Here is an 11,679-nt window from a genome sequence, read left to right on the forward strand (position 1 = left end):
TGCCGGGCGTGATCCGGCTGGCCTTTGGCAGCGGCGATCTGGCGCTGGATCTGGCGCAGCGCCTGCGGGGTGCGGTGGCGGCGAGCGCCCGCCCGGCCGCCGATGCGCTGATGCTGGAGCTGCTGCTGACAGCGCCCGCCGCGGGCGGCAACAGCCGCGTGGACCCCAGCGGTGCCCTGCTGGCGAGCTTGCGCGACCAGGCCCTGGCCGGCGACTCGCGGGCCGATCTCTTGCTCGGCGCGCAGGCCGCGCTGGCCACGGGGGTTCCAGAGCGTGCGGTGTCGCGCCTGCAGGCCTGGGTGGTGCAGCATCCGCGCGACGCCATGGCCTGGCAGGTGCTGGCGCGAGCGCACCAGGCGCAGGGGCATGCATTGCGTTCGATCCGCGCCGAAGCCGAATCGCGCGCCGCGCACATGGACTACGAAGGCGCGGCGGACCGCTTCCGGGCCGCTCAGGCCTTGCCGGCGGCCCAGCGGGCGGCGGACCCGATGGAGCTGGCCATCGTGGACAGCCGGCGCCGTGAGGTGGAGCGCATGCAGCGCGAACTGGCGCTGGAGCTGGAGCGCAAAGAGTAGCGGGTGCTGCGCGCCGCCTCAGCCTTTGAACACCGGCTTGAGCGCCGCGTCCACGACCAGCATCAACACCGAGTAGATCAGCGAGCCGAGCAGCGCGGCCAGGAAGCCGTTGACGCCGAAGCCATCGAGCACACTGGCCGCGGCCCAGAACAGCAGGGCGTTGATCACGAACAGGAACAGGCCCAGCGTGACCACCGTCACCGGCAGCGTCAGGATGACGAGCAAGGGTCGCAGGAAGATGTTGAAGAGGCCGATCACGGCCGCCGCAATGAGGGCCGAGGTGAAGCTCTGGATCTGCACGCCGGGGTAGAGGTAGGCCACCAGCAGCAAGGCGCAGGCCGCGAGCAGCCATTTGAGGATGAGTTTCATGGGGGGCAGCATAGCATCGACCCCATGAAAAAGGGCGGCCACCCGAAGGTGCCGCCCTGTTCGTCAGTCGCCCGATCAGGCGCTGGCTTCTTCGTCGGCCGGCTTGTGGCGCGAGGCAAGTACCTTGCCGATGGCCAGCACCAGCAGCGCACCCGCCACGGCGGCGGCGTAGTGGAAGGTGGCGCTCTGAGACAGCTTGGGCATCCAGGCCATGTTGGCCGGGTCGGCCAGGGCCGGGTCGGAGACCAGCATGCCGCCGGCGATCCAGCCGAGCAGCATGCCGCCCAACGTGATGATGATCGGGAAACGCGCCATCAGCTTGATGACCAGCTGGCTGCCCCAGACGATGATGGGGATGGAGATCAGCAGACCCATCACCACCAGCAGCGTCGAGTGTTCGCCCGCGTTCTGTGCGGCACCGGCGATGGCGATCACGTTGTCCACGCTCATCACCAGGTCGGCCACGATGATGGTCTTGATGGCGGCGAGCAGCTTGTCACTGCCCTGGATGTCGCCATGGCCGTCTTCGTCGGGCGCGATCAGTTTCACGCCGATCCACACCAGCAGCAGCGCGCCCACGAGCTTGAGGAAGGGCACGTTGAGCAGCGTCATGGCGAACATGATCAGCACCACGCGCAGGACGATGGCGCCAGCGGTGCCCCAGATGATGCCCTTGGTGCGCTGCGCGGGCGGCAGCTTGCGGCAGGCCAGCGCGATCACGACCGCGTTGTCGCCGCCGAGCAGGATGTCGATGATGATGATCTGTCCCAGGGCGACCCAGAACTGGGGTGATGTCAGGAAATCCATGTGGTCCTCTTGGTGTTGGGGGGAGAGTCCCTGACCTCGGCCGATCGGCGGGCGCTGACATTCGCTTGGCGCACGTTGCGAACGCAGCGTGGCAAGGGCAGGCAGGCCTTGATCGGCCTGGGTGGGCCTATCAAAGGTCTTGCTCAGGCCGGTGACGGATCACCGGGCTCGGATCGCCGGAAGCTGATCGCTTCGTCTTGACGACGGTCCGAACGGTCATGGTCTGCGGGCCTGTTGGCCGCCACCCTGACCGGAGAGCTACTCCCCTTCGAGTGCCGCGATTGTATAGAGGCCTGCGGCTCCGCGCCCGTCAGGGGTATACGGACTTTCCACAGGCTCATGCGGCGCGGCTGGCTATCATCGTGGCCCCATGGCAGGCATCCACATCTCCGATCTTGAAGCCGCGATCAACTACTGGCGTGAGCGCTCACCCTCGTCAGATGGTTTGTCACTGGCCGATCCCGTGCGTGTGCTCGCCGAGCTGTATGCGCGCATGGCGTACCGCCACGAAACCGAGATCGAAGAGGCCACCCTGTCGCAGCCAGCACGCGAAGCCTGGCTGGCCTGGTTCCAGACCACACCAGACACCCCCTGCATCGCCATTTGCTCCACCAGCCAGGGGGATGCGGTGTGCAAGGGTTGCGGCCGCAGCTTTGACGAAGTGCAGCGCTGGACCGAGATGACGCCGGGTGAAAAGCGCGCGAGCTGGCGGCGCATCACGCTCGAAGGCACCGCCTGGCGCTTCAACCGCTACGCCGAGCGGGCGGGGTAAGCCGGAGGTTGAGGGGGCGTTTGACCCAGAACACCGCGGAACCGGCTTTGCCGGGCCGCAGGTGTTGCCCCCTGGGGGGTGACGCCGCAGGCGGCGCGGGGGGTCAGGCTGGTACGGTGTAGGTCGCCTGCGTCACGTTGTCGACGCCACACTCCACCGTGCTGATCCAGTTGATGAACTCCTGCACCGCGGGTCCCGCGATGGGTGCGCCGTGCTGCGGCACGATCATGTGGATCGGCAGCGTGCGCGCCATGTTGGCCCACAGGCGCAGCACCTTGTTGCAGACCATGTAACGGCGGTGGAAGCCCGCCATGCGGGGAAGGTGTTCGGCCAGGGAGGTGATGGGTTTGGCGGCGTCGGCCGACGTGCCCAGCGACACACCGAGGTCGCCTGAGAACAGGATGCGGCTCACGGGATCCCAGAACTGGAAATTGCCCTCGGCGTGCATGAAGTGCGCCGGAATCGCGACCAGTTCCGATCGGCCCAGGGGAATGCGCATGCCGGGGTCGGGAATGCCCACGATCCGCCCCGCGGTCTTGCCGGGTTTGCAGAAGTGCGGCGCGAAGCGTTCCCACAGGGTCGAGATGTAGAGCGTGGCCTGGGTGCTGGTCATCCAGCGATCGAGCGAGGCGATGATGTCCGGGTCGGCGTGCGACGCCAGGATTTCCGTCAGTTTGCTGGGCTGAAAGTAATGCCCGATGGTCAGCAGCAGCTCGTTGTAGGCCACGTTGCCGCCCGGGTCGATGATGGCGCCCTGCTGGCCATCGATCACCAGGAACTGGTTGGCCTGCACCGCTTCACCGCCCTCGTCGCTCAGGTGCGCGAACATCAGGCACACATGGCCGTTTTGGTTGAACAGTTCAATGGCCATGGGGGATGCTCTGGGTTTTTGGGGGGGCGCGATGCAAGCGCGGGACTGTAGGCGCCGCGGTCACTGACCGGTTTGCGCCATATCAACCATTCGGTGCACTTTGCCAGCAAAGTCGCACTTTCAGCCCAAATGGTCACATAAAAAGGCCACAAAAACAGAATGATCCGAGGATTTTTTCACGCCATTCTGGGCAAAACGGGCCACCCCGGGCCCGCAGGGATCAGACGCGCTGAGCCAGTTCCGTGGCCTTGCCGACGTAGCTGCCCGGCGTCATGGCCAGCAGGCGGTCTTTCTCGGCCTGGGGGATCTCCAGGCTGCGGATCAGCGCGTGCAGGGCTTCGGAGGTCACGGTCTTGCCGCGCGTGACTTCCTTGAGTTTTTCGTAGGCACCTTGCACGCCGAAACGGCGCATCACGGTCTGGATCGGCTCGGCCAGCACTTCCCACGACGCGTCCAGGTCGGCGGCCAGCGCTTCTTCGTTGAGTTCCAGCTTGCCCAGGCCGACGCCCATGGAGTGGTAGGCCAGCACGGCGTAGCCCAGGGCCACGCCCATGTTGCGCAGCACGGTGGAGTCGGTCAGGTCGCGCTGCCAGCGGCTGATCGGCAGCTTCTCGCTCAGGTGCTTGAGCAGCGCGTTGGCCAGGCCCAGATTGCCTTCGGCGTTCTCGAAATCGATCGGGTTGACCTTGTGCGGCATGGTCGAGGAGCCGATCTCGCCGGCTTTCAGGCGCTGCTTGAAGTAGCCCACGCTCACGTAACCCCAGATGTCGCGCGCCAGGTCGATCAGGATGGTGTTGGTGCGCGCCACGGCGTCAAACAGTTCGGCCATGTAGTCGTGCGGCTCGATCTGGATGGAATACGGCTGGAAGGTCAGGCCCAGGCCCAGCGGCTCGGGCGTCTCGATGACCTTGCGGCTGAAGGCTTCCCAGTCGAAGTCGGGCCAGGCCGAGAGGTGGGCGTTGTAGTTGCCCACCGCGCCGTTCATCTTGCCCATGAGCTTGACGCTGGCGATCTTCTCGCGCGCCGCGACCAGGCGCACCACGACGTTGGCGATCTCCTTGCCCACGGTGGTGGGGCTGGCGGTCTGGCCGTGGGTGCGGCTGAGCATGGGCACGGCGGCAAAAGCGTGGGCCATCTCGCGCAGCTTGGTGATCACGCCATCCAGCGCGGGCAGCAGCACGGCGTCGCGCCCGCCCTTGAGTTGCAGGGCGTGGCTGGTGTTGTTGATGTCTTCGCTGGTGCAGGCGAAATGCACAAACTCGGCAGCCTTTTCCAGTTCGGGGCGGGCGTCGAATTTGGATTTGATCCAGTACTCCACGGCCTTCACGTCGTGGTTGGTGACTTTTTCGATGTCCTTGATGGCGACCGCGTCGGCTTCATTGAAGTTCTTCACCAGGCCCATCAGGTAGGTGCGGGCGCCGGGCGAGAGTGTGGGAAATTCGGCAAAACCGGCGTCGGACAAGGCGATGAACCAGGCGATTTCCACCTGCACGCGGCGGTGCATGTAGCCCTGCTCACTCATGAAGGGGCGCAGCTGGGCCAGACGCCCGGCGTAGCGGCCATCCAGCGGCGACAGGGCGGAAACCGGCGACAGGGCCGAGGGGGTAGGGGTGGACGAGGCAGAGGGGGAAGGGGAGGTCGGGCGCATCCCGCCATTGTAGGAGGCGGCCCTGTCGCCGGGCCGCCGTCAGGCGGACGGGTCAACCCGAGCGCCGGCAGCAACCGGGTGTTTTCCCTGCCACGCCTGTCAGCTGCGCGCCGGTGATCGCTCGCTAAAATGGCCGACCCACGGTCATCCGTCCCAACACATCCCTGCTTCATGAAACTCATCGGCGCCATCACCAGCCCCTACGTGCGCAAAGTGCGCATCGTCATGGCCGAGAAGAAGCTGGATTACCAGTTCTTGCCGGAAGACGTGTGGTCCGCCGACACGAAGATCGCCGCGTCCAACCCGCTGGGCAAGGTGCCTTGCCTGGTCATGGAAGGCGGCGAAGCGGTGTTTGACTCGCGCGTGATCGTCGAATACCTGGACACGCTGTCGCCGGTGGGCAAGCTGATCCCGACTTCGGGCCGCGAGCGCGCCGAGGTCAAGACCTGGGAGGCGCTGGCCGATGGCGTGCTGGACGCGTCGATCCTTGCGCGGCTTGAAGCCACCTGGCCCGGTCGCAGCGAAGAACAGCGCTGCGGCGCCTGGATCGACCGCCAGATGGACAAGGTGCAGGGTGCCCTCAAGTCCATGAGCCAGGGGCTGGGGGAGAAGCCCTTCTGCTCCGGCATCCACTTCAGCCTGTCCGATGTGGCGGTGGGCTGCGCGCTGGGTTACCTGGACTTCCGCTTCCCGGCCATCGACTGGCGCACGCCGTATCCCAACCTGGCCAAGCTCGGCGAGAAGCTGGCGTTGCGCCAGAGCTTTGTGGACACGAAGCCTGATTAAGGCCCACCCCCGCGCCGCGCCCAAGGGCGCGTCACCCCCTCAAGGGGGCGATGTCTGCGGCCTGGCAAAGCCAGTTCCGCGGCATCCTGGGCGGACTACCCCTCTCGCGTGACAGTTCAGCTGTTCGCCTTGCGTTTCAGCCAGCGCATCAGCGCGCCCAGCCCCGGCAACTTCTCGTACAGCTCCTCGGCCGCGTCCCAGTAGTCGCGGTGTTCGCTGATGCGGCCGTCTTCGGTCAGGGTCAGGTGTGAGCCGCCATGGATCACCTGCTCGGTCACGGTGTCGAAGCGCTTGAAGCGGAAGCGGAACTCCCAGACCAGAAAGGCCTGCGCACCGTCCACGATCTGCTGCGTCACGACGAAGCGCGGTTCGTGCAGCGCCACGAACATGTGTTTGAAGATCTGCGTGATCGCGGGCACGCCACGCACGTCGTTGAACGGGTCCTTGAAGCGTGCGTCCGCCGTGTAGAACGCTTCCAGCTGCCCCAGGTTGCCGGGAGTGAGGGATTCGAACCAGCGGGTGATGCCGGCCACGGCGGCGCGGCTGTCTTGGGTGTGCATGCGGGTTTATAGCCCGGTGAAGCGGCGCACGGCCGGGAAATAGGCGCGGTAGGGCAGCAGGCGCAGCAGTTTCATCCAGCGCGTGAAACGCTTGGGGTAGTGGATGTCAAAAGTACCTCGTGCCCAGCCGTCGAGCATGGCCTTTGCCGCCAGGTCGGGCGTGATCAAGGCGGGCATGCTGAAGTGGTTTTGTGCCGTCAGCGGCGTCTGCACAAAACCCGGGTGCACCACGCTCACACCCAGGCCGAGCGGCTCCAGGTCGAGGTAGAGCGTTTCGGCGAGGTTGGTGAGTGCGGCCTTGGTGGGCCCGTAGGCCAGGCTCTTGGGCAGGCCGCGAAAGCCGGCCACACTGCTGATGAGGCTGACGTGGCCGCTGCCGCGCGCGATGAGCGCGGGCAACACGGCGTCGAGCACGTTCAGGGCGCCGCTGTAGTTGATGGCCAGGTGTTGCTGCATGTCGGCCAGGTCCATGTGGGTGGCGCGCATCTCGCGGTAGTGGCCGGCGCAATAGAGCACCAGATCGAGCGGCCCATGCGCGAAGATGGCACGCGCGGTGGCCGCCACGGCGGCGGTGTCGGTCACGTCCAGCGGCCAGGCCTGCACCGTAGACCGCTCGCCGGTGCGGGTGTGTTGCGCCACCAGGCGCTCCAGCGCCGCCGCACCGCGCGCCGACACCATCACGCTGGCACCGCGCGCGATCAGCGCTTCGGCCGTGGCCAGGCCGATGCCGCTGGACGCGCCGATCACCCAGACCCGCAGGCCCCGCCAATCGGTGATGGGCGGGTTGAACGGGCGCAGCGGGGACCAGCCGCGCCGCTGCTGCGCGGGGTGGTCCGTGCGCGCGGCGCCGGGTTCGACAAAACTGCGTTGGGGTGTCATGGGAGTGGCCGGTGGGACAAAGGCTTCATCTCTTGACGAAGGAGAGCGTGACCTCGCCGAGGTGGATGCCGAACTTGCTCATGCTGGCCTTGTTGAGCATCACGCGGTCGTTCATGAGGTACATCCAGTCGTCGAACTCGACATGCCAGACCTTGCCGTCCACCGGCAGCGCCAGCGTGTAGCCCCAGCGGAAGGCGTTGCCGCGCGCTTCGCCCAGGGCGGTGCCGATCACGTCGTCGGCCGTGCCGGTGTAGCGGCCATTGCCCAGGTGCTTCAGGCGCCAGATGCGCTTCTGCGTCGTGCCATCGGAGTAGCTGAAGTCTTCGTCGAGCACGCCGTCTTCGCCGGTCCAGCTGCAGCGCATCACCACGGTGAAACGTTTGACCACCTTGCCCGAGCGGTCGGTGAAGACACCGTAGGCGTCGAGGGTGCCGTTGAAATAGCTGCGCAGGTCAAGTGTGGGCCGGTCGTTCGCGTAGTCACCGATCTGGGGGCCGGCACAGCCGGTCAGGACGGCCAGCGAGGCCACGCCGGTGGTGAGCAGCAGGCGCCGGTTCAGGGTTGTCATGGGTGGGCTTTCAGCGGGTTGGAGGTGGGGACGGCCATACGTTCTGGCCGGATGAGCAGGGTGTAGAGCAGCGCGCCCGCGGCGAGCTTGAGCGCGCAGGGCAGCAGGCAATAGGCCGCGGTGAGGGTCTGAAGGGCTTCGGGCGAACGCGCACCTGGCGTGTAGCCGAACCAGGCCAGCAGCGGCAAGGCGAGTCCGGCGGCGAGCGCCAGATTCAGCTTGGTGGCAAAGCTCCACCAGCCGAAATAGGCGCCCTCGCGCTGGCCGCGTTCGCCCAGCTGCCCGATCACACCGGCCAGCATCGCGCCAGGCAAGGCCAGGTCGGTGCCCAGCGCCACGCCCGAGAGCGCGCAGACGATCAGGAACGGTATGGCATCGCCCGCGCCGAGCGTGGCGGCCCAGATGAACACCGCGACCGCCAGCGCCATGCCCGCCAGCCAGGTGCGCGCCAGTCCGAACCGGGCCACCGCGCGCACCCACAGCGGCAGCGAGAGCGCGGCAAACAGGAAGTAGGTGGCCAGAAAAGCCGGTTCCAGCGCGGGCGAGGCTTGCAGTCGGTCCTGCACGAAGAACAGCACCAGCGTGGCCGGGATGGCGCTCGCCGTGCCGTTGAGCACGAACACCGCCAGCAGTTTCTGGAACGCGGGCTGGCGCAGTGGCGAGCGGGTCGGTCGCAACGCAGCAGCGGGTGCCGCGCGTTGATCGGAGACTGGTGCAACGGGCACGAGGGAGCGGCTCCAGACCCACCAGCCCAGCGCGAGCAACACGGCGAAGCTGGACACCGTGGCGCCCAGGCCCAGCGTGCCGGGCAGCACCGCGGCGAGCAGCACGCCCAGCAGCGCCAGCCCCTCGCGCCACGCCACCACGCGGCTGCGCTGCGCTTCGTTGCCGCCGAGCCGTGCGCCCCAGGCCTGGTGGGCCACGCTCACGACGCTGAAGGCGGTGTAGGTGATCGCCATCACGCCGCCGGCCCAGCCCAGCAGGGCCGCCATGCCGTGGTCGAGCACGGCGGCCGGCGGAAACAGCAGGCCCCACAACCCCAGCGCCAGCAGCACCGCGGCCAGCGCCGCGGCGCCCAGCACCGCGCCGGTGGAGCGCGCAAAGAGGCGGTCGCACCAGCGGCCGATCCAGGGGTCGAGCACGGCGTCGATCAGGCGCGCGCCGAGCAACACCGCACCCAGCGCCGCCAGCGGCGCGGCGAACTCGCGGGCGTAGTGGTTGGGCAGGATGACGTACAGCGGTAGCGCCACGAACGCCAACGGCAGGCCCAGCAGCCCGTAGCCCAGGCCGTGACGCCAGCCACCGGGTGCGGTGAAACGCGCGGCGGGCTCGGTGGCTGGCGTTGGGAAGTTCATGGCTGTCGCGCCTGGGCCAGCGGCTGCAGCAGGTTGTCGCGCATGCGCGGCTGCGAGGTCCTGGGCGACAGCCAGATGCCGAAGAACAGGCGGGCGAAGCCGGCGTCGGCGATCTCGCCACGCCATTGACCGTTCAGGTAGAAGCGGGCGCCGCTGCCCGGCACGTGCACGCCGGTGATGCGGTCGCCGCGCTGCACATCGGGAAACAGCGCACTCATGGCCGCCAGCCACTGGGCGGCCTGCGCTGGGCTGACGCTGGCGAGGCCGCGCATTTCGTCGATCGAACGTTCGGCGATGTCGCGCCCCTTGAAGGGGCGCAGGTAGCTCAGCTCCAGGCCGAAGCGGTGTTCGGCGTAGCGCTGTGCGTCAAAGCCCGGCGCGGTCCACAGGCTGGCGTCGTAGACCTCGAAGCCCCACACCCGCAGCCGCGCCTGGCCCACCGCCCGGTGCTCCTTGAGCGCCGCATCCACCGTGGGTTCCGGTGTGTTGGCGAGCAGCGCTGCGCCGGGCGCACCGGCCAGCGCCAGCGCCAGCCAAAGGGCTCGGGCGCTCGGGCGGTGGGTGTTCATGGCGGGCTCCAGTGGGCAGGTGGTCAGGCGGGCTTGCGCAGCGTGAACTGCACGACGTCGACGTTGCCTTCGGCGAACGCCGCTTCGCAGTAGGCGAGGTAGAACTCCCAGATGCGCAGGAAGCGCTGGTCGAAACCGAGCTGCAGCACGCGCTGTTGCTGGTGCAGGAAGGCGTCGCGCCAGATCTGCAGCGTGCGCGCGTAGTCGGGGCCAAAAGCGAACTGGTCGACCACTTCCAGCCCGGCGCGCTGGGCCTCGGCGCGGAACGCGCGCGGGCACGGCAGGCAGCCGCCGGGAAAGATGTACTGCTGGATGAAGTCGGTGCCCTGGATGTAGCGGTCGAAATGTTCGTCGGCGATGACGATGCTCTGGATGCAGGCGCTGCCACCGGGTTTGAGCAGGCGCGCGACCGACTGGAAGTAGGTCGGCCAGTATTCGCGGCCCACGGCCTCGACCATCTCGATCGAGCAGATGGCATCAAAGGGCTCGTCGTTGATGTCGCGGTAGTCCTGCAAGCGCAGATCGGCACGGGACGACGTGCCCAGCCGTTCCATGCGCTGCTGCGCAAACGCCAGTTGCTCGGTGGACAGGGTCACGCCGGTGAGCGAGGCGCCGAATTCGGTGGTCGCCATCTCGGCCAGCGCGCCCCAGCCGCAGCCGATCTCCAGCACGCGGTGGCCGCTCTGCACGCCGGCCATGTTGAGCGCACGCCGCACCTTGGCGTGTTGCGCGGCCACCATGTCCTGGTCGGGCGTTTCGAACAGGGCCGACGAGTAGTTCATCGTGCCGTCGAGCCAGAGTTCGTAAAAGGCGTTGCCCAGGTCGTAGTGGGCGTGGATGTTCTTGCGGCTGTTGGTCCTGGAATTGCGGTTGAGCTTGTGCTGGATCCAGTAGGCGAGGCGCCCGAACCACGAGCCGTAGATCACGTCTTCGATGTCGCGCCGGTTGGCGATGAACAGGCGCAGCAGGTCGGTCAGGTTGGGCGTGTGCCAGTCGCCCGCGAGGTAACTTTCAGCGAAGCCGATGTCGCCCGATTTGAGGGCCGCGCCGAACACCTTCCAGTTGTGAAGGGACAGGCTGGCGTGGATGCCTTCGCCATGGCCGAAGCGCTGCACCGAACCATCGGGCAGTTGCAGCGTGAGGCTGCCGTGGCGCAGGCGCTGCAGCAGTTGCAGCGTGCTGCGGGCGGCGGCGGGGGCGTTGCGGGGCAGGGCGAAACCGGCGTTGGGGGCGGTGGTGCTGTTCATGGCGGCGGTGGGCAGCGGTGAAGGATCAGAGGGCAGGCGGTGGGGCATCGCCCGCGGTGACGAAGTCGCGCGGTGGCTCGGGCTGGCGGAAGAAGGGCGCGCGCTTGATCCACAGGCGCAAGGCCTGCCAGTGGATGCGTGCGATGACGCCGAAGGTCATGGCCGGGTAGCGCCACAGCGCGCGGCGCACGCTCTGCGCGTCCAGCGCTTGCAGCTGGCCGCTGACGCTGGTGTTGATCAGCACCGGCTCGCCGGGCGCGTCGTAATAGTCGATGCGCGCCACGGTGCGGTCGTGTCCGTCGACGGTGCTGCGCATGAAGACGAAGCGGTACTGGCCACGCACCGGGCAGAAGGGCGAGACGTGGAACACCTTGTCCGCCGTGCAGGGCACGCCGTAGACCGGGTTCTCCAGCAGGTAGCAGTGGCGTTCGCCGAAGGTGTTGTTGACTTCGGCGACCACGGCGCGCAGCGAGCCGTCGGCGCGGTGGGCGTACCAGAAGCTCACCGGTTTGAAGCTGTAGCCGAAGACGCGCGGGTAGGTGTGCAGCCAGACCTCACCGGTGGCATCGTCGATGCCGTGTTGCTGCAGCAGTTCGTCGAGCCAGGCCAGGCTGTCGCTGCGGCCGTCGCCGTGGTCGGCGTCGCGGAAAGCGAGCGCGGCGCGGCGGTTGCG

13 protein-coding genes and 1 pseudogene are annotated in these 11,679 nt (G+C 67.6%); 3 read left to right on the forward strand and 11 right to left on the reverse strand.

Translation table 11 applies throughout. The features are described from left to right. Window positions 1–575: pseudogene (locus F3K02_RS03020) on the forward strand (M48 family metalloprotease); the annotation flags it as partial. Between the two features lie 18 nt (window positions 576–593). Here the strand turns inward: F3K02_RS03020 and F3K02_RS03025 are convergent. Together F3K02_RS03025 and F3K02_RS03030 are read right to left on the reverse strand one after the other, a co-directional pair. Then, window positions 594–944 (reverse strand): phage holin family protein, encoded by a 351-nt coding sequence (locus tag F3K02_RS03025; RefSeq protein ID WP_177133200.1) that lies wholly within the window; start codon window positions 942–944, stop codon window positions 594–596. Window positions 945–1,019: 75 nt separating this feature from the next. Continuing rightward, window positions 1,020–1,751 carry a TerC family protein gene (locus F3K02_RS03030; RefSeq protein WP_177133202.1) on the reverse strand — a complete coding sequence of 244 codons (732 nt, stop codon included), beginning with the start codon at window positions 1,749–1,751 and terminating at the stop codon, window positions 1,020–1,022. 370 nt (window positions 1,752–2,121) lie between these two features. On the opposite strand from F3K02_RS03030, the gene F3K02_RS03035 reads away from it, so the two are divergent. Continuing rightward, the gene (locus tag F3K02_RS03035; protein ID WP_177133204.1) at window positions 2,122–2,523 is read left to right on the forward strand and encodes a DUF3717 domain-containing protein; all 402 of its coding nucleotides are present in this window, start codon (window positions 2,122–2,124) and stop codon (window positions 2,521–2,523) included. A 103-nt stretch (window positions 2,524–2,626) separates the two neighbouring features. Here F3K02_RS03035 and F3K02_RS03040 read toward each other — a convergent pair whose 3' ends face one another. Both F3K02_RS03040 and purB read right to left on the reverse strand, forming a co-directional pair. Further along, window positions 2,627–3,394: an oxygen-binding di-iron domain-containing protein gene (locus tag F3K02_RS03040; RefSeq protein ID WP_177133206.1), complete on the reverse strand. Its 768-nt coding sequence runs from the start codon at window positions 3,392–3,394 to the stop codon at window positions 2,627–2,629. A gap of 220 nt (window positions 3,395–3,614) precedes the next feature. Beyond that, complete coding sequence (gene purB, locus F3K02_RS03045; RefSeq protein ID WP_177133208.1) at window positions 3,615–5,042, reverse strand: adenylosuccinate lyase; 1,428 nt, start codon at window positions 5,040–5,042, stop codon at window positions 3,615–3,617. A gap of 171 nt (window positions 5,043–5,213) precedes the next feature. On the opposite strand from purB, the gene F3K02_RS03050 reads away from it, so the two are divergent. After that, window positions 5,214–5,828 carry a glutathione S-transferase N-terminal domain-containing protein gene (locus tag F3K02_RS03050; RefSeq protein ID WP_177133210.1) on the forward strand — a complete coding sequence of 205 codons (615 nt, stop codon included), beginning with the start codon at window positions 5,214–5,216 and terminating at the stop codon, window positions 5,826–5,828. 116 nt (window positions 5,829–5,944) lie between these two features. On the opposite strand, the gene F3K02_RS03055 is transcribed toward F3K02_RS03050, so the two are convergent. The 7 genes from F3K02_RS03055 to F3K02_RS03085 form a co-directional block, all read right to left on the reverse strand. Further along, window positions 5,945–6,388, reverse strand: a complete 444-nt coding sequence (locus F3K02_RS03055; RefSeq protein ID WP_177133212.1) for a nuclear transport factor 2 family protein — start codon at window positions 6,386–6,388, stop codon at window positions 5,945–5,947. A 6-nt stretch (window positions 6,389–6,394) separates the two neighbouring features. Next, entirely contained in the window at window positions 6,395–7,267 is an 873-nt protein-coding gene (locus F3K02_RS03060) for an SDR family NAD(P)-dependent oxidoreductase (RefSeq protein WP_177133214.1), read from the reverse strand. A 25-nt stretch (window positions 7,268–7,292) separates the two neighbouring features. Then, complete coding sequence (locus F3K02_RS03065; protein ID WP_177133216.1) at window positions 7,293–7,835, reverse strand: DUF3833 domain-containing protein; 543 nt, start codon at window positions 7,833–7,835, stop codon at window positions 7,293–7,295. After that, window positions 7,832–9,190: an MFS transporter gene (locus F3K02_RS03070; RefSeq protein WP_177133218.1), complete on the reverse strand. Its 1,359-nt coding sequence runs from the start codon at window positions 9,188–9,190 to the stop codon at window positions 7,832–7,834. Before F3K02_RS03070 ends, F3K02_RS03065 begins: the two co-directional genes overlap by 4 nt. Then, window positions 9,187–9,759 (reverse strand): chalcone isomerase family protein, encoded by a 573-nt coding sequence (locus tag F3K02_RS03075; RefSeq protein ID WP_177133220.1) that lies wholly within the window; start codon window positions 9,757–9,759, stop codon window positions 9,187–9,189. Before F3K02_RS03075 ends, F3K02_RS03070 begins: the two co-directional genes overlap by 4 nt. 23 nt (window positions 9,760–9,782) lie before the next feature. Continuing rightward, window positions 9,783–11,006, reverse strand: coding sequence for an SAM-dependent methyltransferase (locus F3K02_RS03080; RefSeq protein WP_177133222.1), 1,224 nt, complete (start codon window positions 11,004–11,006; stop codon window positions 9,783–9,785). A gap of 25 nt (window positions 11,007–11,031) precedes the next feature. Then, window positions 11,032–11,679 (reverse strand): DUF1365 domain-containing protein (locus tag F3K02_RS03085; RefSeq protein ID WP_246309135.1); only part of this gene is annotated, 648 nt, incomplete at its 5' end.

It is taken from the genome of Hydrogenophaga aromaticivorans, from assembly GCF_013387465.1.
GTDB lineage: Bacteria > Pseudomonadota > Gammaproteobacteria > Burkholderiales > Burkholderiaceae_C > Hydrogenophaga > Hydrogenophaga aromaticivorans.

What these genes read in the sequence shown, in the direction of transcription:
- F3K02_RS03025 (WP_177133200.1), bottom strand. Translation starts at nt 944, where the DNA reads ATGAAACTCATCCTCAAATGGCTGCTCGCGGCCTGCGCCTTGCTGCTG.
- F3K02_RS03040 (WP_177133206.1), bottom strand. Translation starts at nt 3,394, where the DNA reads ATGGCCATTGAACTGTTCAACCAAAACGGCCATGTGTGCCTGATGTTC.
- purB (WP_177133208.1), bottom strand. Translation starts at nt 5,042, where the DNA reads ATGCGCCCGACCTCCCCTTCCCCCTCTGCCTCGTCCACCCCTACCCCC.
- F3K02_RS03070 (WP_177133218.1), bottom strand. Translation starts at nt 9,190, where the DNA reads ATGAACTTCCCAACGCCAGCCACCGAGCCCGCCGCGCGTTTCACCGCA.
- F3K02_RS03050 (WP_177133210.1), top strand. Translation starts at nt 5,214, where the DNA reads ATGAAACTCATCGGCGCCATCACCAGCCCCTACGTGCGCAAAGTGCGC.
- F3K02_RS03060 (WP_177133214.1), bottom strand. Translation starts at nt 7,267, where the DNA reads ATGACACCCCAACGCAGTTTTGTCGAACCCGGCGCCGCGCGCACGGAC.
- F3K02_RS03065 (WP_177133216.1), bottom strand. Translation starts at nt 7,835, where the DNA reads ATGACAACCCTGAACCGGCGCCTGCTGCTCACCACCGGCGTGGCCTCG.
- F3K02_RS03080 (WP_177133222.1), bottom strand. Translation starts at nt 11,006, where the DNA reads ATGAACAGCACCACCGCCCCCAACGCCGGTTTCGCCCTGCCCCGCAAC.
- F3K02_RS03030 (WP_177133202.1), bottom strand. Translation starts at nt 1,751, where the DNA reads ATGGATTTCCTGACATCACCCCAGTTCTGGGTCGCCCTGGGACAGATC.
- F3K02_RS03035 (WP_177133204.1), top strand. Translation starts at nt 2,122, where the DNA reads ATGGCAGGCATCCACATCTCCGATCTTGAAGCCGCGATCAACTACTGG.
- F3K02_RS03075 (WP_177133220.1), bottom strand. Translation starts at nt 9,759, where the DNA reads ATGAACACCCACCGCCCGAGCGCCCGAGCCCTTTGGCTGGCGCTGGCG.
- F3K02_RS03055 (WP_177133212.1), bottom strand. Translation starts at nt 6,388, where the DNA reads ATGCACACCCAAGACAGCCGCGCCGCCGTGGCCGGCATCACCCGCTGG.